General features: G+C 63.2%; 38 protein-coding genes and 1 tRNA gene. 7 read left to right on the forward strand and 32 right to left on the reverse strand.

Going from position 1 to position 17,621, the window contains the following annotated elements:
* Window positions 1-13: 13 nt before the first annotated feature.
* Together GB880_RS07385 and GB880_RS07390 are read left to right on the forward strand one after the other, a co-directional pair.
* A complete protein-coding gene (locus tag GB880_RS07385; protein WP_263467014.1) occupies window positions 14-931 on the forward strand; it encodes a DUF6478 family protein in 918 nt (305 codons plus the stop codon).
* 11 nt (window positions 932-942) lie between these two features.
* Window positions 943-1,350 carry a hypothetical protein gene (locus GB880_RS07390; RefSeq protein WP_154494639.1) on the forward strand — a complete coding sequence of 136 codons (408 nt, stop codon included), beginning with the start codon at window positions 943-945 and terminating at the stop codon, window positions 1,348-1,350.
* Here GB880_RS07390 and GB880_RS07395 read toward each other — a convergent pair.
* A complete protein-coding gene (locus GB880_RS07395) occupies window positions 1,320-2,051 on the reverse strand; it encodes a GNAT family N-acetyltransferase (RefSeq protein WP_263467015.1) in 732 nt (243 codons plus the stop codon). The genes GB880_RS07390 and GB880_RS07395 overlap by 31 nt on opposite strands.
* A complete protein-coding gene (locus GB880_RS07400) occupies window positions 2,048-2,788 on the reverse strand; it encodes a competence/damage-inducible protein A (RefSeq protein WP_154494319.1) in 741 nt (246 codons plus the stop codon). Before GB880_RS07400 ends, GB880_RS07395 begins: the two co-directional genes overlap by 4 nt.
* A gap of 115 nt (window positions 2,789-2,903) precedes the next feature.
* Between GB880_RS07400 and map the strand changes: the two genes are divergently transcribed.
* Window positions 2,904-3,707, forward strand: a complete 804-nt coding sequence (map, locus tag GB880_RS07405) for a type I methionyl aminopeptidase (protein ID WP_154494332.1) — start codon at window positions 2,904-2,906, stop codon at window positions 3,705-3,707.
* 10 nt (window positions 3,708-3,717) lie between these two features.
* Here the strand turns inward: map and GB880_RS07410 are convergent, their stop codons facing one another.
* Window positions 3,718-4,746: a LacI family DNA-binding transcriptional regulator gene (locus GB880_RS07410; protein ID WP_154494320.1), complete on the reverse strand. Its 1,029-nt coding sequence runs from the start codon at window positions 4,744-4,746 to the stop codon at window positions 3,718-3,720.
* A gap of 96 nt (window positions 4,747-4,842) precedes the next feature.
* On the opposite strand from GB880_RS07410, the gene GB880_RS07415 reads away from it, so the two are divergent.
* Window positions 4,843-4,919, forward strand: a tRNA-Arg gene (locus GB880_RS07415).
* A gap of 24 nt (window positions 4,920-4,943) precedes the next feature.
* Here the strand turns inward: GB880_RS07415 and GB880_RS07420 are convergent.
* From GB880_RS07420 to GB880_RS07540, 26 genes are all read right to left on the reverse strand, one after another.
* Entirely contained in the window at window positions 4,944-5,954 is a 1,011-nt protein-coding gene (locus tag GB880_RS07420; RefSeq protein ID WP_442793774.1) for a tyrosine-type recombinase/integrase, read from the reverse strand.
* On the reverse strand, window positions 5,837-6,118 hold the full coding sequence (locus GB880_RS15865) for a helix-turn-helix domain-containing protein (protein WP_442793746.1): 282 nt from the start codon (window positions 6,116-6,118) through the stop codon (window positions 5,837-5,839). The genes GB880_RS07420 and GB880_RS15865 overlap by 118 nt, the downstream gene beginning before the upstream one ends.
* The gene (locus tag GB880_RS07425) at window positions 6,119-6,448 is read right to left on the reverse strand and encodes a hypothetical protein (protein WP_154494322.1); all 330 of its coding nucleotides are present in this window, start codon (window positions 6,446-6,448) and stop codon (window positions 6,119-6,121) included.
* Complete coding sequence (locus GB880_RS07430) at window positions 6,448-6,798, reverse strand: hypothetical protein (protein ID WP_154494323.1); 351 nt, start codon at window positions 6,796-6,798, stop codon at window positions 6,448-6,450. The genes GB880_RS07425 and GB880_RS07430 overlap by 1 nt, the downstream gene beginning before the upstream one ends.
* Complete coding sequence (locus tag GB880_RS07435) at window positions 6,791-7,045, reverse strand: hypothetical protein (protein ID WP_154494324.1); 255 nt, start codon at window positions 7,043-7,045, stop codon at window positions 6,791-6,793. The genes GB880_RS07430 and GB880_RS07435 overlap by 8 nt, the downstream gene beginning before the upstream one ends.
* The gene (locus GB880_RS07440; protein WP_154494325.1) at window positions 7,038-7,250 is read right to left on the reverse strand and encodes a hypothetical protein; all 213 of its coding nucleotides are present in this window, start codon (window positions 7,248-7,250) and stop codon (window positions 7,038-7,040) included. The genes GB880_RS07435 and GB880_RS07440 overlap by 8 nt, the downstream gene beginning before the upstream one ends.
* Complete coding sequence (locus tag GB880_RS07445) at window positions 7,250-7,444, reverse strand: hypothetical protein (RefSeq protein ID WP_154494326.1); 195 nt, start codon at window positions 7,442-7,444, stop codon at window positions 7,250-7,252. Before GB880_RS07445 ends, GB880_RS07440 begins: the two co-directional genes overlap by 1 nt.
* Window positions 7,437-7,682: a hypothetical protein gene (locus GB880_RS07450; RefSeq protein ID WP_154494327.1), complete on the reverse strand. Its 246-nt coding sequence runs from the start codon at window positions 7,680-7,682 to the stop codon at window positions 7,437-7,439. The genes GB880_RS07445 and GB880_RS07450 overlap by 8 nt, the downstream gene beginning before the upstream one ends.
* Window positions 7,675-8,328 (reverse strand): hypothetical protein, encoded by a 654-nt coding sequence (locus tag GB880_RS07455; protein ID WP_154494328.1) that lies wholly within the window; start codon window positions 8,326-8,328, stop codon window positions 7,675-7,677. Before GB880_RS07455 ends, GB880_RS07450 begins: the two co-directional genes overlap by 8 nt.
* Window positions 8,321-8,668, reverse strand: coding sequence for a hypothetical protein (locus GB880_RS07460; protein ID WP_154494329.1), 348 nt, complete (start codon window positions 8,666-8,668; stop codon window positions 8,321-8,323). The genes GB880_RS07455 and GB880_RS07460 overlap by 8 nt, the downstream gene beginning before the upstream one ends.
* Window positions 8,661-8,879 carry a hypothetical protein gene (locus GB880_RS07465; protein ID WP_154494330.1) on the reverse strand — a complete coding sequence of 73 codons (219 nt, stop codon included), beginning with the start codon at window positions 8,877-8,879 and terminating at the stop codon, window positions 8,661-8,663. Before GB880_RS07465 ends, GB880_RS07460 begins: the two co-directional genes overlap by 8 nt.
* Window positions 8,879-9,136, reverse strand: coding sequence for a DUF2312 domain-containing protein (locus GB880_RS07470; RefSeq protein ID WP_154494331.1), 258 nt, complete (start codon window positions 9,134-9,136; stop codon window positions 8,879-8,881). The genes GB880_RS07465 and GB880_RS07470 overlap by 1 nt, the downstream gene beginning before the upstream one ends.
* On the reverse strand, window positions 9,133-9,756 hold the full coding sequence (locus GB880_RS07475) for a hypothetical protein (RefSeq protein ID WP_154550635.1): 624 nt from the start codon (window positions 9,754-9,756) through the stop codon (window positions 9,133-9,135). Before GB880_RS07475 ends, GB880_RS07470 begins: the two co-directional genes overlap by 4 nt.
* 23 nt (window positions 9,757-9,779) lie before the next feature.
* The gene (locus GB880_RS07480) at window positions 9,780-9,968 is read right to left on the reverse strand and encodes a hypothetical protein (protein WP_154490730.1); all 189 of its coding nucleotides are present in this window, start codon (window positions 9,966-9,968) and stop codon (window positions 9,780-9,782) included.
* A 2-nt stretch (window positions 9,969-9,970) separates the two neighbouring features.
* Window positions 9,971-10,339, reverse strand: a complete 369-nt coding sequence (locus GB880_RS07485) for a hypothetical protein (RefSeq protein WP_154490727.1) — start codon at window positions 10,337-10,339, stop codon at window positions 9,971-9,973.
* Complete coding sequence (locus GB880_RS07490) at window positions 10,336-10,728, reverse strand: recombination protein NinB (RefSeq protein ID WP_154490724.1); 393 nt, start codon at window positions 10,726-10,728, stop codon at window positions 10,336-10,338. The genes GB880_RS07485 and GB880_RS07490 overlap by 4 nt, the downstream gene beginning before the upstream one ends.
* Entirely contained in the window at window positions 10,728-10,934 is a 207-nt protein-coding gene (locus tag GB880_RS07495) for a hypothetical protein (protein ID WP_154490721.1), read from the reverse strand. The genes GB880_RS07490 and GB880_RS07495 overlap by 1 nt, the downstream gene beginning before the upstream one ends.
* Window positions 10,934-11,650, reverse strand: a complete 717-nt coding sequence (locus GB880_RS07500; protein ID WP_154490718.1) for a phage replication initiation protein, NGO0469 family — start codon at window positions 11,648-11,650, stop codon at window positions 10,934-10,936. The genes GB880_RS07495 and GB880_RS07500 overlap by 1 nt, the downstream gene beginning before the upstream one ends.
* A 224-nt stretch (window positions 11,651-11,874) precedes the next feature.
* Window positions 11,875-12,045, reverse strand: a complete 171-nt coding sequence (locus tag GB880_RS07505; RefSeq protein ID WP_154490715.1) for a hypothetical protein — start codon at window positions 12,043-12,045, stop codon at window positions 11,875-11,877.
* Window positions 12,042-12,395 carry a hypothetical protein gene (locus GB880_RS07510; protein ID WP_154490712.1) on the reverse strand — a complete coding sequence of 118 codons (354 nt, stop codon included), beginning with the start codon at window positions 12,393-12,395 and terminating at the stop codon, window positions 12,042-12,044. The genes GB880_RS07505 and GB880_RS07510 overlap by 4 nt, the downstream gene beginning before the upstream one ends.
* Complete coding sequence (locus GB880_RS07515) at window positions 12,395-12,598, reverse strand: hypothetical protein (RefSeq protein ID WP_154490709.1); 204 nt, start codon at window positions 12,596-12,598, stop codon at window positions 12,395-12,397. The genes GB880_RS07510 and GB880_RS07515 overlap by 1 nt, the downstream gene beginning before the upstream one ends.
* Window positions 12,595-12,786 carry a hypothetical protein gene (locus GB880_RS07520; protein WP_154490706.1) on the reverse strand — a complete coding sequence of 64 codons (192 nt, stop codon included), beginning with the start codon at window positions 12,784-12,786 and terminating at the stop codon, window positions 12,595-12,597. The genes GB880_RS07515 and GB880_RS07520 overlap by 4 nt, the downstream gene beginning before the upstream one ends.
* Window positions 12,783-13,724, reverse strand: a complete 942-nt coding sequence (locus GB880_RS07525; RefSeq protein ID WP_263467021.1) for a DUF7666 domain-containing protein — start codon at window positions 13,722-13,724, stop codon at window positions 12,783-12,785. Before GB880_RS07525 ends, GB880_RS07520 begins: the two co-directional genes overlap by 4 nt.
* The gene (locus tag GB880_RS07530) at window positions 13,721-13,906 is read right to left on the reverse strand and encodes a hypothetical protein (protein WP_154490698.1); all 186 of its coding nucleotides are present in this window, start codon (window positions 13,904-13,906) and stop codon (window positions 13,721-13,723) included. The genes GB880_RS07525 and GB880_RS07530 overlap by 4 nt, the downstream gene beginning before the upstream one ends.
* Before the next feature lie 61 nt (window positions 13,907-13,967).
* Window positions 13,968-14,231 carry a hypothetical protein gene (locus GB880_RS07535; protein WP_263467022.1) on the reverse strand — a complete coding sequence of 88 codons (264 nt, stop codon included), beginning with the start codon at window positions 14,229-14,231 and terminating at the stop codon, window positions 13,968-13,970.
* Window positions 14,231-14,593 carry a DUF6948 domain-containing protein gene (locus tag GB880_RS07540; RefSeq protein WP_154490695.1) on the reverse strand — a complete coding sequence of 121 codons (363 nt, stop codon included), beginning with the start codon at window positions 14,591-14,593 and terminating at the stop codon, window positions 14,231-14,233. Before GB880_RS07540 ends, GB880_RS07535 begins: the two co-directional genes overlap by 1 nt.
* A 701-nt stretch (window positions 14,594-15,294) precedes the next feature.
* On the opposite strand from GB880_RS07540, the gene GB880_RS07545 reads away from it, so the two are divergent.
* The gene (locus tag GB880_RS07545) at window positions 15,295-15,930 is read left to right on the forward strand and encodes an SAM-dependent methyltransferase (RefSeq protein ID WP_154490692.1); all 636 of its coding nucleotides are present in this window, start codon (window positions 15,295-15,297) and stop codon (window positions 15,928-15,930) included.
* On the opposite strand, the gene GB880_RS07550 is transcribed toward GB880_RS07545, so the two are convergent.
* The 3 genes from GB880_RS07550 to GB880_RS07560 all read right to left on the reverse strand — a co-directional run bounded on the left by GB880_RS07550 (window position 15,909) and on the right by GB880_RS07560 (window position 17,121).
* Entirely contained in the window at window positions 15,909-16,220 is a 312-nt protein-coding gene (locus tag GB880_RS07550) for a hypothetical protein (RefSeq protein WP_154490689.1), read from the reverse strand. The genes GB880_RS07545 and GB880_RS07550 overlap by 22 nt on opposite strands.
* A gap of 24 nt (window positions 16,221-16,244) precedes the next feature.
* Complete coding sequence (locus tag GB880_RS07555) at window positions 16,245-16,469, reverse strand: hypothetical protein (protein ID WP_154490686.1); 225 nt, start codon at window positions 16,467-16,469, stop codon at window positions 16,245-16,247.
* 157 nt (window positions 16,470-16,626) lie between these two features.
* Window positions 16,627-17,121, reverse strand: a complete 495-nt coding sequence (locus tag GB880_RS07560) for a helix-turn-helix domain-containing protein (protein WP_154490683.1) — start codon at window positions 17,119-17,121, stop codon at window positions 16,627-16,629.
* Here GB880_RS07560 and GB880_RS07565 point away from each other — a divergent pair.
* Window positions 17,120-17,380 (forward strand): hypothetical protein, encoded by a 261-nt coding sequence (locus tag GB880_RS07565; RefSeq protein ID WP_154490680.1) that lies wholly within the window; start codon window positions 17,120-17,122, stop codon window positions 17,378-17,380. The genes GB880_RS07560 and GB880_RS07565 overlap by 2 nt on opposite strands.
* Window positions 17,377-17,583 (forward strand): hypothetical protein, encoded by a 207-nt coding sequence (locus GB880_RS07570; protein ID WP_154490677.1) that lies wholly within the window; start codon window positions 17,377-17,379, stop codon window positions 17,581-17,583. The genes GB880_RS07565 and GB880_RS07570 overlap by 4 nt, the downstream gene beginning before the upstream one ends.
* Window positions 17,584-17,621: the final 38 nt, after the last annotated feature.

Raw genomic sequence — 17,621 nt, forward strand, 5'->3', positions numbered from 1 at the left:
TGATGCGTGGCGCATGGCCTTGCCCGCCGGTCGGGCGCGGCATATCAGTCGGCTGCAAGTTCTGGGGGTGCGGCATGGTCGGATCAAGGTCTTGGGGTTGTGCCGCGGCGGGGGGCGCGGGCGGGTTCCGCGCCACGGCGGGCTGATGCGCAGCGGGCCGCCGCGCTGGCTGGAACGGCGACTGAACGCGCGCGCGCTGGCGCGTTGGCAGACGCGCGCATCCGAGGTCGAGGCGCTGGGTGCCGGCCGACGGCGTGCCCTGCGGGACGAAGCGCAGGGGCTGCGCGCGGTGCTGGACCGGTTTCTGGCCCGGACCGACAGACGTGCCATGCAGGCACGCAGCGGGCTGGCATTGCCGCCGCTGCCGGCAGGCAGCGACTGGCACTGGCGTCCCGAATGTCTGACCACCCCGCTGCTGCCAAGGGGGCTCGCCGCGCCCGACAGCGGCGCGCGGCTGTGCCCGGGCACGGCGCTGTGGCACGATTGTCCGGCGCGGGGGCTGGTTCTGGAACAGGTGCCCGCCACCGAGCGCACGGGCCTGACGCCCTTTGCGCTGCGGCTGGAGGTGTTCGGATTTTCCGGCAGCTATCTGTCGCTGGCACTGGACCTGCCGCAAGGGATGTTGCAGGGGCTGGGACGAAGCCATGTCGTGCGGCTGGAAACCGCCGGCCAGGCCGAGGCGCCGATCCGTGTCTATGCCCGGCTGAACATCGGCAACGGGCCGAATGTGGATGAGATGACGCTGAAACTGGCCGATTTCCCGGCCGGGCGTCACAGCACGCAGGTGACCGAGTTCGATCTGGCCTATACCGGGATCAACGAGCGGCGGCTGGAAAAGGCCTGGCTGGATCTGATCTTCGAGGCGCCGCGCATGAACGGCATTGTTCTGGAAGAAATTTTGCTGTCGCGGCATCTGCGGGCAGGGGTCTGAGGCGAAGGACGATGGACGATTTCGAATGTCATGGCCTGGCTGCGGGCGTCTGGCGCGGCATCCTGCGGCGGTCGCAGCCGCCGGGGCGGTTGCTGCTGACCCATCAGCAGGCCACCCTGGCCGAGGTGTCGGTGAACCCCGCCGGGCAGGATCTCTGGCAGATTGCCGTTCCTCTGCCGGCGGATCGCCTGGGCGACGGCATGCAGACCTTTCTGCTGGTCGAGGAGATTGCCTCGGCCAAGCCCGGCGGCAGGCCGGCGTTGCGGACGCTGGCGCAGATGACGCTGCTGGCCGGCACGGCGTTGGACCATGACCTGCGCGCCGAGATTGCACTGATGCGGGCCGAGCTGGACCTGCTGAAGCGCGAATTCCGCCGGCTTGCGGGCGATCAGCCGTCGGCCGGCCGGGGCGACCAGTAATCGTATTCGCCCAGCAGCCGGAACCCCAAGCCCTGGTATAGTGCCTGCGCCGCTTCGTTGCGGCGCGCTACCGCCAACGCCAGCCGGCTGGCGCCTTGCGACAGTGCCCACAGGGCCGCGCGCGTCAGCAGCCAGCCGGCGACGCCCTGGCGACGCTGGGCGGGCACCACCTCGATGGCGTGGATCATGGCCACGGGGCCGTCCGCGGCGACAAAGGCGGCGCCGGCGGCGCGATCGTTGACCCGCCCCAGCAGGGCGGTGCGCGGCACTGCGACCCGCGCCATCACCTGCTGGCGGGCGGGGCCGATATTGCCGTCGGACCAGATGTCGCGCTGCATCGCCAGGGGTGGCCAGATGGCAAAGGCGGACATCGGCGGCAGCGGCCGTTGCGCCAGGGCCGCGCAATCGGCCGCCATCACCAGTGTGGGCACCCGTGGCGCATAGCCCTGATCCGCCAGCGCCCGGCGCAGCCGTTCCTGGGTGCTGGCCACGCGAAACAGCGGCGCCTCGCCCCAGGCGCGCTGGGCGGCGGCGACCGCGGCAATGTCGGCCTCGGCCCAGTCCTCGGACAGGCTGCGGGCCGAACCGACCCTGCCGCCGCCCCCCAGACCGCGACCGACCTCGAACCCCCCGACGCGACGGCGGTCCGCCGCGGGCCAGGTGGTTTCAAAGGCGCGCGCGATCTCGGCGTCGGCGATCACAGCGCCAGCCTTTCGCGCAGGGCGGTCATCGCCTCGGTGACGCGCGCCGCATCCAGCCCGCGGATGACCAGCGTCGTGCCATAGCGCTGTCCGCGCTGAAATGGGTATGATCCCAGCGACAGGTCGTGGAACTGCCGGGCGATGTCGCGCAGGCCGTCCGCGACCTCGGATTCGGGCCGCAACACCTCGAGCGCCTCGCTGACCGAGGGGCGGCCCGTGGGCAGGTTGTCGACGATCGCCTCGACCATGGCGCGGAACACCTCGGGGACGCCGGCCATCACATAGGTATTGCCGATGTGAAAGCCGGGCGCCGCCGAATGTGCATTGGGAATTAGCGCCGCGCCCAGCGGGATGCGCGCCATCCGCAGGCGGTTTTCGGTGATCTCGACCCCGCGCGCCTGCCAGCGCTCGACCATCACGCGCTTGGCGTCCTCGTTGATCTCGATGCCGGTGCCGAAGGCGGCGGCGACGGCATCGGCGGTGATGTCGTCATGGGTGGGGCCGATGCCGCCGCTGGTGAACAGCATGTCCCAGGCCCCGCCCAGCGACTTGTCCAGCGCCCGGATCGCGGCCACGATCTGGTCGTGGTCGTCGCCCACGATGCGCACCTCGCGCAGGTCGATGCCGATGCTGTTGAGCACCTGCGACAGGTAATGGGCATTGCCTTCGCGGGTGCGGCCGGAAAGGATCTCGTCCCCGATGACCAGGATCGCGGCGGTGGGATTGTCGGATTGCATCGGCGCCTTCCTTGCGTTGTCGGCTGTCGGCAAATGTATAGGTCCGCTGCCGGGGCTGGAACAAGGGCCGGCATCGGACTATCTGTGTGCAGAGCGCACAGACCCCGAGGACGCCATGAACGACGCACGCCAGACCCGCGAAGGCATTCGCATTCACGATCCGCAGGATTTTGCCGGGATGCGCGTGGCCGGGCGGATGGCGGCGCAGATCCTGGACGAGGTCGGACCCCTGGTCCGGCCCGGCACCAGCACCGGCGCGCTGGACGATTTCATCCGCAACCGTGTCACCGAACTGGGCGCGACCAGTGCCACCATCGGCTATCGCGGCTATCAGCACGCCAGCTGCATCAGCGTGAACCATGTCGTCTGCCACGGCATCCCCGGGGACAAGCTGCTGGCCGATGGCGATATCCTGAACATCGACGTGACGGTGATCGTCGATGGCTGGTATGGCGACAGTTCGCGCATGTATGTGGCCGGCCGTCCCAGCGTCAAGGCGCGGCGGCTGATCCAGGTCACCCATGACGCGCTGATGCGCGGGATCGAGGCGGTGCGTCCCGGCGCGACCTTTGGCGACATCGGCTGGGCGATCCAGTCCTATGTCGAACAGAACCGCATGTCGGTGGTGCGCGATTTCTGTGGCCATGGCCTGGGCCGAACCTTTCACGCGCCGCCGAACGTGCTGCACTTTGGCCGGCCCGGCAAGGGGCCGGTGATCGAAGAGGGCATGTTCTTCACCATCGAGCCGATGGTGAACCTGGGCCGGCCCGAAACCAAGATCCTCGCCGACGACTGGACCGCGGTCACCCGCGACAAGTCGCTGTCAGCGCAGTTCGAGCATTCCGTGGGGGTGACCGCTACCGGATGCGAGATATTCACGCTTTCCCCGGCCGGGCTTTTCCTGCCCGATCTGGGTTAGCAAGGGCGTATCAACGCAGCGCGCCTTGTCGGATGGTGTCGCCAGGCAAGATGGTCGGCGACAATGCGATGATGCCATTGTCAGGCGCGCTTTCCTTGCCCGCCACCAGTCGCGCCGCGCGGCGGCCGATGTCGACGCGGCGCGCGTCGGTGGTGGTCAGCCGCATCGGCAATCCATCCAGCAGCTCGACGCCGTTGAACCCCGCAAGCCCCAGCTTGCCGGGAATGTCATAGCCGCGCTCCATGCACCACAACAGCCCGCCCGCGCCGATCATGTCATTCGAGAAATACAGAAAATCCAGATCGGGCTCGCGCATCAGGATCCTTTCGGTCAGTTCGCGGCCCTTGTGCAGCGATGATCCGCCCTGGTAGTATTCGCGCGCGGCCAGTTGCAGCCCGTGTTCGGCCAGGCGTGCCTCGAAGCCGGCCAGCCTTTTGCGGGCGCGGTGATCCTCGGGCATGTGGGTGCCGATGAAGCCGATGCGACGATAGCCCGCGTTCACGATTTCATCGGCCATTTCGGCGCCGGCGCGGCGGTGCGAAATGCCGACGGCGCAATCGATCGGCTCGCCGTCGATGTCCATGATCTCGACCACGGGCAGGCCGGCATTGTCCAGCATGGCGCGCGCTGCGCGGCTGTGTTCCAACCCGGCCAGAATCACCCCCGATGGACGCCAGCTGAGCATGTCATATAGCACCGCATCCTCGCGCGAGGGGCTATAGTTCGTCACCCCCACCACCGGTTGCAGGCCGGTGTCCTCAAGCTCGGCCGAAATGCCGCCCAGCACATCGGGAAACACCATGTTCGACAGCGACGGGATCACCACCGCTACCAGGTTCACGCGCTGGCTGGCCAGGCCCCCGGCGATCTTGTTGGGGACATAGCCCAGAGTGCGCGCCGCGGTCAGCACCTTTTCGCGGGTGGCCGCCGATACATCACCCCGGTTGCGCAACACGCGGCTGACCGTCATTTCGGACACGCCCGAGGCTTCGGACACATCGCGCAGGGTCAGGGGGCGGCGGGGCGATCTGGTGCTCATGTCGGATTCCGGCTGACAGTCATGTTACCGTTACCGTTTCAAGTGCCGCACGGCAACCTTGCCATTTTTCCCGCACGCAGGCAAAACGGTCTTGGCGGCCCCGTGGCTCAACTGGATAGAGCAGCCCCCTCCTAAGGGGCAGGTTGGAGGTTCGAATCCTCTCGGGGTCACCATAAATTTCAGGTAGTTATCAGTCATTATAAGGTATGCCCTTTGGTTTGTCGAACCGAAACGACAGGTCGAATCTCAAGAGCGCCGGCCGCTTTCCGCAGGTGCTGGGGGCTGAATCGGGCATAGGTTGCCCGCGTGATGTTCGGGTTCGAGTGGCCCAGGTATTCCGCGATTTCCTCGATAGGAACGCCCGCCTCGGCCATGAACCGGCCCGCCGTCCTGCGCAGGTCATGCCGGGTGCAATGAGCGATCCCGGCGCGCTCCACGGCGGCGTTAAATCCGGTCTTGATCGAACCGACCTTCCGCCCGCCCCACTCAATGACATAGTCCGAGACGCCCGATAGTTTCGCGGTTTGCAGGGCGGCCATCAGGCTATCGTTGATCGGCACCGTGGCCCGGCCCTTCCGTGGCCCCAGGTCGTTCGGCGCCAGCTTGATCACCCGGCGCGCGAGGTCCACCCGATCCCATGTCAGATCCAGCAGCGCGCCGATACGGCCGGCGGTGGTGACCATCAGCAGAATCGCCAGACGAATGTGCGGCGCGGACGCTGCGGCCAACAGCCGCTCAACCTCATCGCGCGTCAGGTAGCGGTCCCGAGGCTGCGGGGTGTGCGGCAATTCGATGCGCGGGGCGGCCTCGATCAGGCGGCTTTTCGCTGCCCATGACAGGCAGGTACGCAGGCAACCAAGGTCGGTCCTGATCGTGCCATCCTTGCGGCCTGCCCGGCGGCGCTTGGCGATGAAACTGCGGCAGTCCTCGGCGGTGATCTGGCTGGCTGACAGGTGGCCGAAGTCTGGCAGGACGTTCTTTCCGACCTGTCGCATCTTCGACGCCTGCCGCCGGCCCTCAACCTCGCGGGTGTAGGCTTCCCATATCTCCGAAACCAGCACCCCGGCCTTGGGCGCGCTGGCCTTTAGGATCAGGTCACGCGCTTCACGCTCGGCTTCCTTTGCCGTGTGTGCCTCAAGGCGATAACGCCGTCTGCCTCCATCGTCGTCGTTCCAGATGACGACAAATCGCCCTTTGAGACGGCCGATCCGATAATCCCGCATTCGTAAGCCTCCACAGTATCATGCGTGATCCGCAGCATGCGGCCGACGCGGAATGCCGGCAACTTGCCGGTTCGGATCAGATGACGAACCGTCTCGCCCGAGACGCCCCAGCGCTCGGCCAGCATGTCGGGGGTGTATGGCCTCCCCATCTACGCCTCCCTCTGTGCGGTGCGGCGGGCGGAACGAGCCTCGAACCGCGCAATCACGGTCGGAAACTCATCGCGATAGCGCAGCATTTCCTCGCGCTCATTGGACCATTCTTCGGACAGGTTGATGCCCTCGTCCCAGCATAGATCCTGATCCCGGTGCATGCGGGCGCTAAGCGCGGCGCAATCCAGGTGCGATTTCCATGACCACATATCGCCGCCGTCTTTCAGAAACGCGCGATGGTATTGCTCACCGGGGAAAATATCACACCCGCAATGGTCGCAGGTGTGAGCCTTCCGGGCGATGGACTTGCTTTCGGACAGGACTTCCATCACCCCTTCTCCCCCGTGCTGGACAGGGCGGCGCGGGCTCGGCGCAAATCTCCAACCGTCAAATATGGCGCACGATTAGCCCTGAGCATCGGGCGGAACACATCACAGTCTGCCTCGTCAGTCCCTATGTCATGCTCCGCAACATCTGCAAACGGTGACAGCGCCTCCCGCAGCCTCTGATTCTCGGTCTCCATCGCCTCGACCAGATCGGCTCGGATGTATTCAGGGGCCGCGCCATGGAGGCGGTGGGTGAACGGCCCATCTTGCGCGGTAATAGGGCTATTGCCGCTCATGTATACGGTGCAGTTGCGTTCCGGGACCGCCCATATGCGTTCTGGTGCGTCAGTCATGGCTGGCCTCCGTGCTGCGCAGCACGGCGCGGACTTCCGCGAACTCACATCGGCCAGTAGAGGCGATCTTTTCCAGCACCCCGCGCAGCCGCTGGTTTTCAGCCTCCAGTTTAGCGACCGCTGCCATAACCTGATTGGGTGTCAATGAATCCTCGCAGGGGCATTCGGGCCAATCTTCCCAGAAACAATCTTCTCCATAACCAGCCGAAATCCACTGTTCACATACGCGCTTTACAGCATCAGTCATGGCTGACCTCCCCGCTGGACAGGGCGACGCGGGCTTGCGTTAACGCACGGTCCACACCGTCAATTGCCTTGTGCCATCCCTCAAGCCCGTTGCCGTGATGGTGGGCGAAAACGAGGCTGTCGGCGCGGACTGTCAGAAGTTCCAACGCCTCCCGCAGCCTCTGGTTTTCCTCGGCCAGCGCGGTGATGAGGGTTTTCGCATCCATCAGATCAGCCCCCTCTCAAGAGCCAGCCATTCCGGCAGCGTGACGGTCATGATCCCGGCAATTCCGGTTTCGCTCAGTTCGATCTGGGACTTCGGAAGCCAGACGCCGTTATCAGGCACGTCCGGCGTCACCATCACCGCCTTGTCGGTTTCGTGCAGCACCTGCACATCAAGGTCGATCACGTTGCTACGCATCGCAGCCTCCTTCGGCTTCGGGGGTGGTGGGATAGAGCGTGGCCTTCACGCTGGCGATCCAGCCCTCAATCTCGCGGATCGCCTCGACGGCGTGAGCGTCCTCTGGCGCGTCGGACAGGCGGTCAGGATCGCCCACGATGCGGATGCTGTTGCGCAGCGCCTCGGCCTCGGCGGCGAGCAGGTCGCAGGCTTCGCGCAGAAGATATCTGGCTTCGTTCAGAGACGAAAGGTCACTCATCGCCGCCAACTTTCATCATTGAAATAATATTCCGCGCGCCGCTCTCGCCGCTTGCGAGATACGGCATCAATAATCCCACAAGGGGGCGGTCTTTGAAAAAGATTCGTATTGGACTTCCGGGGGCGGAAGCATCAATCTCGACGATATCGCCGTCGCATAGGCGCAGAAGCCTTTGGGTGTCGATGTAACCTTCGGCGCGGGAAAGCGCCTCATATTGCGGGTCTACAAAGCACTTTCGCCAGTTCGGAAACTTGTCTGCACAACCAAGGTCATCGGCGATGGCCATGGTCTGGACTATGTCACGCCGCATTATGCGAGCGACGGCGGCGGCCTCGGGGTTGACGGAAAAGCAAAGTCTTGCACCCACATAGCTGGGCGGCTGCCTCTCGCAGCAGTCGAAATCGCACAATCCGGGTTCCAATGGGGGGCTCTCCGGCAATAGCAGATCCACAACGGCACGTCTTGGGGCGCTGGCGCTTTCGTCCATGGCCGCTAAGATCATGCGCCCATCGGTCGCAACCAGCCAAGCTCCGCCACCGTCGATTGGGTCAATGAGCACGCCGCCTAGATAATGCCAGACATCTTCGCGAGACACCGCGCGCCGCACCGCCATGAACAGGTCGGCATCAAATTCAAAGTCATTCATCGCCGACCCCCTGCGCCGTCGTGCGCCCTGCGTGAAGCGCCGCCAGCGCGGCGCGGATCTGCGGCTGTGCATCAGCCTCGGCCGCCCACTCGTGGGTGATGCCGACACCGCCGGGCAGGCAGACCCGCAACATCGCGCCGCCGCCCATCTCGACGCCAACCGCCGCAGCATGGCCCCATCGGATGCCGTCAAGGATCGCGCCGTTAACCATGTCCTCTGCCCGATCCCCGGCCAGGTCGTCGCCAACCTCGGCCAGCAGATCGGCGGCGGCGTCAACGTCCAGGTCGCGGATGCCGCGCAGGACTGCCGTGATGTGGTGTTTCAGTTCGTCTTTATTCATCGCCGTCACCCTCAACTATCCATTCGCGGTGGCTGTGCAGCACGGGCTTCTGCCCCTCATAGATCAGGTGGATTGTCTCGCTGCGCGTGTAAGGCTGGTCAATGCAGCGGCAGGTTCCGCTGACGATGACCCCGACCGGATGCCGACCCGCCGCATCGCGGGGGAACGTGGCCAGATATTCCTGATGGCGCGCGCGTTCTTCATCCGTCATCACACCATCCCCAGCGCGGCGAGATACAGCGCCATGATAGCGTCCTCCTCGGCCACCTCGTCCCTGTTGCGCTTGCGCAGGGCGACCACCTTGCGCATCACCTTGGTGTCGTAGCCGCGGGCCTTGGCCTCGGCCATCAGTTCCTTCTGCTGGCCGGTCACATCCTTCTTTTCGGCTTCGAGCTGCTCATATTGCTCGATGAACTGCCGCAGTTCGGCGTTCGCGACGGCGGTCGGGGCGAAATCTTCGTTGGTCATGCTGTCCTCATGTGGTGTTTCATGGCGTAATCGCCCCATTGTTCAGCGCAGGCAGTGGCGATGCCGGGGAATGTCCGGCTGCGAACCTGCCAGCGGTCCGGGCCGGGGCTGGCGCGGTGGATGGCCGACCATTCGGCATGACGCGCTGGTTCCTCGCGCTTGCGGGGCGGCACCAGCTTGCGGGTTGCGATCAGCGGCGGCAGCCCGCGCAGATAGAAGCCTGTAGCCTTGAACGCAGGATCCCCGAACCACCACGGCTGCACGATTTGCGGCTTTGGCAGGTCAGCAGGAAGGCGCGCGCGGCCGTGCCTGTGCATCACCGGGTTTTCGATGGCGACACGCGGGATCGTGGCCTGCCAGCAAGCGGTGAACAGGGCGGCTGCCTCATCCAGTTCCGCCCACATTTCCGCGAGAGTCCGCCCCCGTGGCGGCGCGTGCAGCCACCTGACGCCGCTGTTGCACAGCCTGGTGCATGGCGGGTGCATCACTGCCAGCATATCCCAGCCGTCGCCTAGAATGTCGCGAATATCGCAGCGGATGTGCCGATTAGACCCATCTTCGGCGGGCAGAAGATCGCATGACCAAACGTCATGCCCGCGCGCGGCGAACGCGCGCCGCATCACCCCGGAAGTCTCGCAGCCGATCAGGATTCGCACGGCATCACCTCACTGTCCTGCGGCATCTCGCCCTCATGCGTCGGCAGGTAGCCGGTGCCGCGCAGCCATTCCCATTCGGCGTCCGATCCCAAGTGCTCGACCCATTGACCTTCGCCACGTGTCTGACCAGGGCCGGGCATCCTGACCCAGCGCAGGGGGGTAACTTCGTTGCTCATGCTCACTCCTCGCTGTCAAAAAAGCCCGGACGGATCGGGTATTTGACCCGTCCGGGCAGGTGGCCGCGCGCAGCGATCAACGCGCGGCTGGCAGAGGCGACGGAGGCGTCCATCTCGCCAATGTGAATCTGGTGGCAGTGCTGGCACCGATAGGCGTGCACCGCGCTTTCATGCTTCTGGCGCATCATCTTCGCCCGGCGCTTGGCGCGCTGCATCGTGTCAAAGATCATCTTGCCGGTGGCCTCGCAGCGAGGCGGCTTATCCTTCATTTCGGAACCCCTAACTTTCTGGTGAAAGAAAAAAGGCACGTTCTTTCGTCCGATGCGCGGCGAGCCTTCGTGATGGACCTCGACCGGGCAGAGGAATGTCATGCGAAACCGCTCCTCTCCGTTTCGGCCCACTGCACAGCGTGGCGCGAGCCGTATTCATAGATGACTTCGATCAGATCGCGCATTTGCTGCACGCTCAGGTGCGAGGACCGATATCCGACCGGGAACGGGCCGCTTCCGTCCAGCCCTTCGGCGAACTGGCACTGATGACCAGACGAGTGCATGAACGCGGCTTTCCATGTGTCAGGCACCCAAAGCCGCCCCTCTGGCTTGGCCTGCGCCACGTCGCGCAGCATGGCCCACATCTTCTTGTTTTGCGGCGGCGTCCGGGTCGGCGCGAGGATCGAGACGGTCGAGAACTGCGGTGCCTGCCGGATCGCTTCGGCGGCATAGGCGCGCTGACTGTCACCAAGCAGGTAGATCACCGGCATCAGCCAGACTCCTGCCGCATGGATTCCAGCACAGGGCGCAGGTAATGGCGGGCGTGCTCAATAGCCTCGTCGCTGGCCTGAAATCCAAGGATGTGCATGGCAGCGGCGTCAAGCAGCAGGTCGTCGCCGCGTGTCCAGCCGCCTTCCTGGACGGCTTGGATGGCGGCGCGGCAGACTGTTTCGGGGATTGGGCGAATGGCGGTCATCACAGCACACAGGGAGCAAAGGGAATTTCGTCCGAGAAACCGTCGCTGTAGCCGCCAGCGCCGCCAGATTGAGCGCCGTTCGATTGCCGGGGCTGTTGGCCTCCCTGTTGGTCATCATCTGCCTGATAGCGCATGATGCCGCGATGGATCAGCTCAGCCCCCTCCGGGGTTCCTGCGATCTGCGCCTTGATGCGCTTCGGAAGCTTGTCGAAAACGCCTTGCTCAAAGCTATCAAGATCGAAGAAGATCAGCTCGCCTTCCGCCTTCGGCCATGCTTCAGGCTTTCCGGGATAGCGCATGATCGAAGTCATGTTCGCATAGGTCCGACCATTCGCGCCTTGTTCGTGCATGATTTGCGCGTAGCACGGCACCCCGAGAAGCTTCTTGATATGGAAGCCGTTAGGGGGGCCGGAAAAATCTTCCGGCTTGAACGGAGAGCCGCGCCAGTTTTCCAGCGTCTTGCGAAGATTTGATTTCTCGTGAAACGACCACGTGAACCGCTCACTGTGGAGCGTGGGCACGTCCTTTCCGTCGATCTCCATGCGCACTGCGGGGATTTCCCACGAGATCAGGATTTTGCGGAGGAATCTGGCCTGCCCCTGAAATTCGGTTTGGTGGGTGCCGAGGTCGACCACCCGGCAGCAAACCATTTCGTGTTGACCTTCTGGCGTCGGTTTGAAATCGACACCTTTGCTTTCTTCGATGAATCCAACCATCTCTATTCTCTCCTGTTTTCACTCAGCGGAAGTTGGGAAATTCTGTTGCTGCGCCCACGATGGCGGGCGGGATGCGCCTCTGCGGCTGGCGTAGGCGCGGATATTGTCAATGGCGCGGCGCACATCCTGGGCGGCGTATTTGTTCGCGATAGGCAGATGCCGGGTAGCCCGGTAGGAGCGCCAGCATCGTGCCAGTTCTGCGCGGCAGAGGCGTTCTAATGAAGTCACTCCTCGTCCTCGATCATCTGGGCGCAGTGACGGCAGAGATTCGGGGCCTCTGCGTCCTGCCACACGGTTTCAGGGTCGCGTGTGGGATCGCCGAACGGGGCGCCGCATTCGCAGCAGTCCGTGAAAAAGTCCGGCGGCGGGGTCATTTCGAACGGGGACAGCATCATGCTGCATCCTCCTGTCTGATGATGACGAAGCTTTCGGCACCGGTCCCCATGCACAGATTGCACTGGACCATTTCACCGGGTGATCCGATGAAGCCCTTGCCGCGGCAGAGGTGGCAGTGCCGGTCGTTGTGGTCCGCGATCTCTGCGAAGATCGAGGGGCCGTTGATGCGGGCATACTCGGCTTTGACCTGGGCCTTGATCGCATCGATATGGTCCTGCTCGGCATTGAAGGCATCAATGTCGATGGGGTCAACTTCACGGTCATCGCGCCATCCGGTCCATTCATCGTATCTGTCCGATTTGTAAACGTCGGGGTTATAGGCGTCTGGGTCGTAGGAACGGCTTGCCATCACCGCTCCCCCATGACAGCAGCGCAATCCGAGCGGTCATAGCCTGCGCAGGCGGCGGGATTGCTGGCGGCCTCTACGATGGCCTTGGCGGCCGGGATGGCGATGAAAGCGATGATCGCAATCCATACAGCGACGGACCAAGCAAGGAGCGCGGACCAGACGAAGGCGCGCAGGCGGTAATCGGCGGGGCTGCGGTAGGTCATTGCCGGACCTCACACACCGGGCGCTCGGGAAGCGGGGCGGAAAGCGTGACGCCGCCCATGCTGATGAAGCAGTGCCGGATCGCGTCAACAACGTCCGGGTTGTCGAGGCAAAGACCGGCAATCAGGCCGGCGGGGTTCGCCATGGCCGGGGATGCCGACAGGGCGAGGATGGCGAGGGCGCGGATCATTGCACCACCTCGACCAGCTTCCCGCCCTCAGCGCGATACACGCCGTCTTTTTCCACCTTCCCGGTGCCGAAGCCGATGCAGTGCCCCTCGTCGTCGTATTCGGCGAGAGAGAGCCATGTTCCGGCAACGGCGGTGACGACCGTATCGTATCCGGCCGAGGCGACTACGGAACCGCTGCCGGACACATTGATCTGGGCGTAGTTGCCGCTGGATCCGATCTTGGCGTAGTAGCCGCTGGATCCGATCTTGGCGTAGTTGCCGCTGGATCCGATCTGGGTGTAGTCGCCGCTGGATCCGATCTTGGCGTAGTTGCCGCTGGATCCGATCTGGGTGTAGTCGCCGCTGGATCCGATCTGGGTGTAGTCGCCGCTGGATCCGATCTTGGCGTAGTTGCCGCTGGATCCGATCTTGGCGTAGTAGCCGCTGGATCCGATCTTGGCGTAGTCGCCGCTGGATCCGATCTTGGCGGAGTAGCCGCTGGATCCGATCTGGGTGTAGTCGCCGCTGGATCCGATCTTGGCGTAGTTGCCGCTGGATCCGATCTTGGCGGAGTAGCCGCTGGATCCGATCTGGGTGTAGTCGCCGCTGGGATCGTCACCCATTACCTTCGTCGCGTCGATAACCCAAGCGACGGCGCGCTTGATGAAATCGGGCATTCGGATCTCGGCCTTGATGGTGATCTGCGCGGCGGCGATCTTATCGCCGTCCTTGTCCATGGCGCCGGAAAGCTCGACCTCAGCGTAGCGGGTCAGTGCGCCCTTTCCGTCCACGATGGGGTAGTAGCCCCAGACATCCAGCGGGTTCTCGCAGGCATGGAATCCGCCGGAGCAGGCAGCGACCTTCCCCTTGTGGGTGTAGGTGGCACCGATTTCGTATTGGAACCCCCGGCAAGTGAGGTCTGCGTTAAATGCTTTGTAGGCGGTGATGGTTTCGCTCATTGCGCAATGACCTTGTAATCGTTGCCGTGCTCAAGCCTGATGGTCGGGCGCTCGGGCAGGATCGACAGGGGCTTCATCTGCCAGTCGCGCTTGGCGGATCGGAACCGCTCGATGCGGGACAGGTCGCGAAGGCAGAGATCGGCGATCACGCCGGGCGGGACGGGGGATAGCGGGGCTTGCATGGCAGGGGGTGTTCCTTTCGTGATGATGGTGGTGGTGGTGGTGGGGATTTGGGGCGGAAGATCAGCCGTAGCCGTAGCCGTAGCCGTAGCCGTCACCTTCGCCGTAGCCGTAGCCGTAGCCGGAGCCGGAGCCGTAGCTGTAGCCGTAGCCGTCACCTTCGCCGTAGCCGTAGCCGTCACCTTCGCCGTAGCCGTAGCCGTAGCCGTCACCTTCGCCGTAGCCGTAGCCGTAGCCGTAGCCGTAGCCTTCGCCGTAGCCGTAGCCGTAGCCGCTGCCGTCAACGTCCTCGGCGGGGTCGTAATCAGTGAACCGGAGCACCTTCATCACACCGCCTCGATGCTGGCGGCGGCGGTGGCAGTCACATCGATCAGAGCACAGGCGTTGAACACGGTGACGGTCGCCGCAGCGTCGCTGAACTTGCATTCCGAGGCGTTTACGCCGTAGGTTGCGACGTCGATCAGGCTGATGCCTTTGGCGGCACACCATTTCCAAAGCTGCCGACCGTTCGCGACATGAACGGTGGACCCGTCGCTTCCTGCATATTCGCCGTAGATCACGCCCGCATCGCGGCTGCGGACGATAACCTTGCGTCCGATCTCACCAATGGTTTCCGGGGCGCTCTGCACTCCGCCGAACATGGCGGCGATCCGCTTGGCCTCGCCGATAGTCAGGTTGTCGATGTTCACGGGGGTTCCTCTCATCTCGGGGTGGTGCCAAGGCTCGGCTTCGTCGCTTGGCTTGAGATAAGGATGGGGTAAGTTTACCCCTCTGTCAACAAGAAAAGAGTAAAAATACTCCACATTGCTTCCGCCCCCGATTCGCCCATGCTATACAGGGCAAGCCGGGACTCGGTTCCTGGCGCGGAAGAAAGGGTGTGATTCGGGGTGTGGAAAGGTGGTAGGGGAGGCCGTAACCTCCCCTGGGGATCAGAACAGCTTCTCAGCTATGACGATGGCCCCGACGATAATGGTGAACACGTCCGCCATCATCGCCACCGCCGAACGAAACCGCATGGATGTCTCCGTAGTGCGGTGCTCGACCGGTCGAGCGTGTTGCCACACTCAGTATTTATACCCCGCCCTAGCGAGGCGGCTTGGCATAGGTGAGCGCTCACCGGCAGCCGGGCGACAGGGCGAGGCAGGGGTGTTCACGGTGGAGTCCCTGCCACGTCTGCCTTAGCAGCCCTTGCCGGGCCACACAGGGATGCCTCCCTACCTGCCGGTCTGAGCGGTCAGGGTTCTGCTAGTCTGGCATCTTCCGCGCCGGAGTCGAGTCCCGGCAAGCCGGCGCGGTGCCGGCGGACAGCAAAAAGCCCACCTGATTCGGGCCATCTGGGGTGGTGCGCAACATTGCGCCGGGCTACTGAGGCGTTCTCAAGGAGACGGTCATGCAGCAGAACACTTCGCACGCAGTGATGGCGCAACGGCATGAGCCGAAGGATAGTCGAGATGACTTCCCAACGCCGCCATGGGCGACCAGAGCTCTGATGGAGCATGTGATCGGCACAGATCGTGTGAAGGGCATGGACTGCCTAGAGCCTGCCTGTGGGCGTGGCTACATGGCCAGGCCGCTGTCAGAGTATTTCGCCGCAGTTGTAGCTGCTGATGCCCATCACTACGGCTATGCGCCTGTTCGTGACTTTCTCAGCTATCCCTATGAGACCGGTGCGCACGATTGGGTCATCACCAACCCGCCGTTTCGCCTAGCCGAGGAATTTGTTGAGCGGGCGCTATCAGTGGCCCGTGTGGGGGTCGCCATTCTTGCCAGGACTGTTTTCCTGGAAAGCGTCGGTAGATACCGATCGATCTTTCGCGAGCGCCCGCCAGCGATTTTTGCTCAGTTCTCCGAGCGTGTTCCTATGATCAAAGGCAGGGTTGACCCGAAGGCCACCACAGCCACCGGTTACGCGTGGTTCGTATGGATGCATGGCAGCGATAGCCAGCCGAAGTTGGCATGGGTGCCGCCCTGCAGGAGATCATTGGAGCGTCAGGGGGATTACGATCAATATTCGTTACGGTCGTAAGCCGCCAACCCGTCTCGCAGAACCTTCTCTGCTTCAGCAGCATTGCCGTTTTCAATGGCTTTCAAAGCCTTAGCAGCAAACGCGCGCATCCTTCTCCCTTTAGGTCCCGGAGAACCCTTCGGGGGGAGGTCCGCTGCGGGCGCTGCAGGAAGAACCCCATACATGCGACCGCTTTCTACATCGGCAACGCGTCCTTGGTTCTCTCCAAACCAAGCGGCAATGTCGTGATGGTTATCCCCCCTGGCCAGCATCCCCATGACAATCTTAGCGTCGTTCTGAGTTAAAGCCATATTTGTCCTCCGTTTCTGTAATCGTTAATCTTCCCAGTCCCTCAACACATCCGCCCAGTCGCACAGCATCCGCTCGGCGCCGAAATCGCCCTGGCGGTGGCGTTCCTCGGCCGCTTCCAGCAGCAGGAAGGGCAGGGCCTTCATCTCCACGGATCCAGGATGTTCGACCAGGCCGCGCAGCAGCCCCAGCACCACGCGCGCGGCTGCCTCGATCTGTTCGGATTCCTCGCTGCGCGGCGTCTCCGACATGCTTACCCCTTGTTAACAAAGGCTAACCGCCTTCCCTGACGCAACCGTCTTTTCGGACAATTGACCGGCTGGCGGATTCTTGCCTAACATCAAGTTCACGGTCTGTTCTTGAGTCGCTGGGAGGGTGGTATGCGGGACGAATCGGTTGTTAAGACGTTTATGAAGCTGAGTCCGCAGGGTCGCTCCGATCTTCTTCGCTTTGCAGAGATTCTTCTTCAGCGCGAAGAAGAGACTGAGCAAAGAGACGCAGTTGCTCGTGGCTGCTCGGCTTCCGAAGGCGGCGCATGATGCTGTTCATCTTGGCCACACCCTGGACGACCTCAGAATTAACCTCGTCACCGAGGTATCGAACATTCCCTGCGTAAAAGTCAGACAGTGACACCTCGAAGAAGTCTGCGATCTTCGTCGCATCTTCGGCGTTCGGCTTCTCTGACTTGCCCTGATTTACGTTCTTCAGAATGTCGTATGATACACCGGATCTGGTGGCCACGTCGCGGAGAGATTTCCCGCGTCCAGTGACCTTCATGGCGTGCCTAAGTGCTTCAATAAAAGTCATTTCCATGGGGCAAATATACCCCATGCCCTTGGCCATGCGAATGGCGTAAATCTGCGCTTGCCTTATGGGGTAATTATACCCCATAATGCGCGGCATGGAACAACTCATCTCAGACATCGAAGCCTACTGCGTGCGCGAGGGGGTTAGCCCCCAGAAGCTTCTCCGGGATGCCATCAATGCTCAATGGGGCCAGTGGCAGAAGTGGAAGGACGGCGAAGCCAGCCCGACGATGAAGGTCGCTGACCGCATCCGAGAATACATGAAGCAAAACAGTTCGGTGCATGCAATTGCACGTGGGGATTCCTCCCCCACCCGTCAACCCCGCCGCCAGTCTGGCAAGCGAGGTGTGGCATGAGCGACATTGTCTCATCCATGATTGATATGTGGGATCGCGCGCTGGATCATTACGACCGGCCCGAGGATGCGCTCGCACTGCTGGCTGACACAATCGCCTTTGGCCTGAACGAGGGTGATTTCGACTACCGCCCGATCCTTGATCGCATTGTCTCATCCTTTGATCAGCTTCATGTCGCCAAGCACATGAGGGTGAAGCAATGACCGCATTCGGCCTCGCCCTGCTGGCTCCTGTCGCCATC

Source organism: Paracoccus sp. SMMA_5_TC (assembly GCF_009696685.2).
GTDB lineage: Bacteria > Pseudomonadota > Alphaproteobacteria > Rhodobacterales > Rhodobacteraceae > Paracoccus.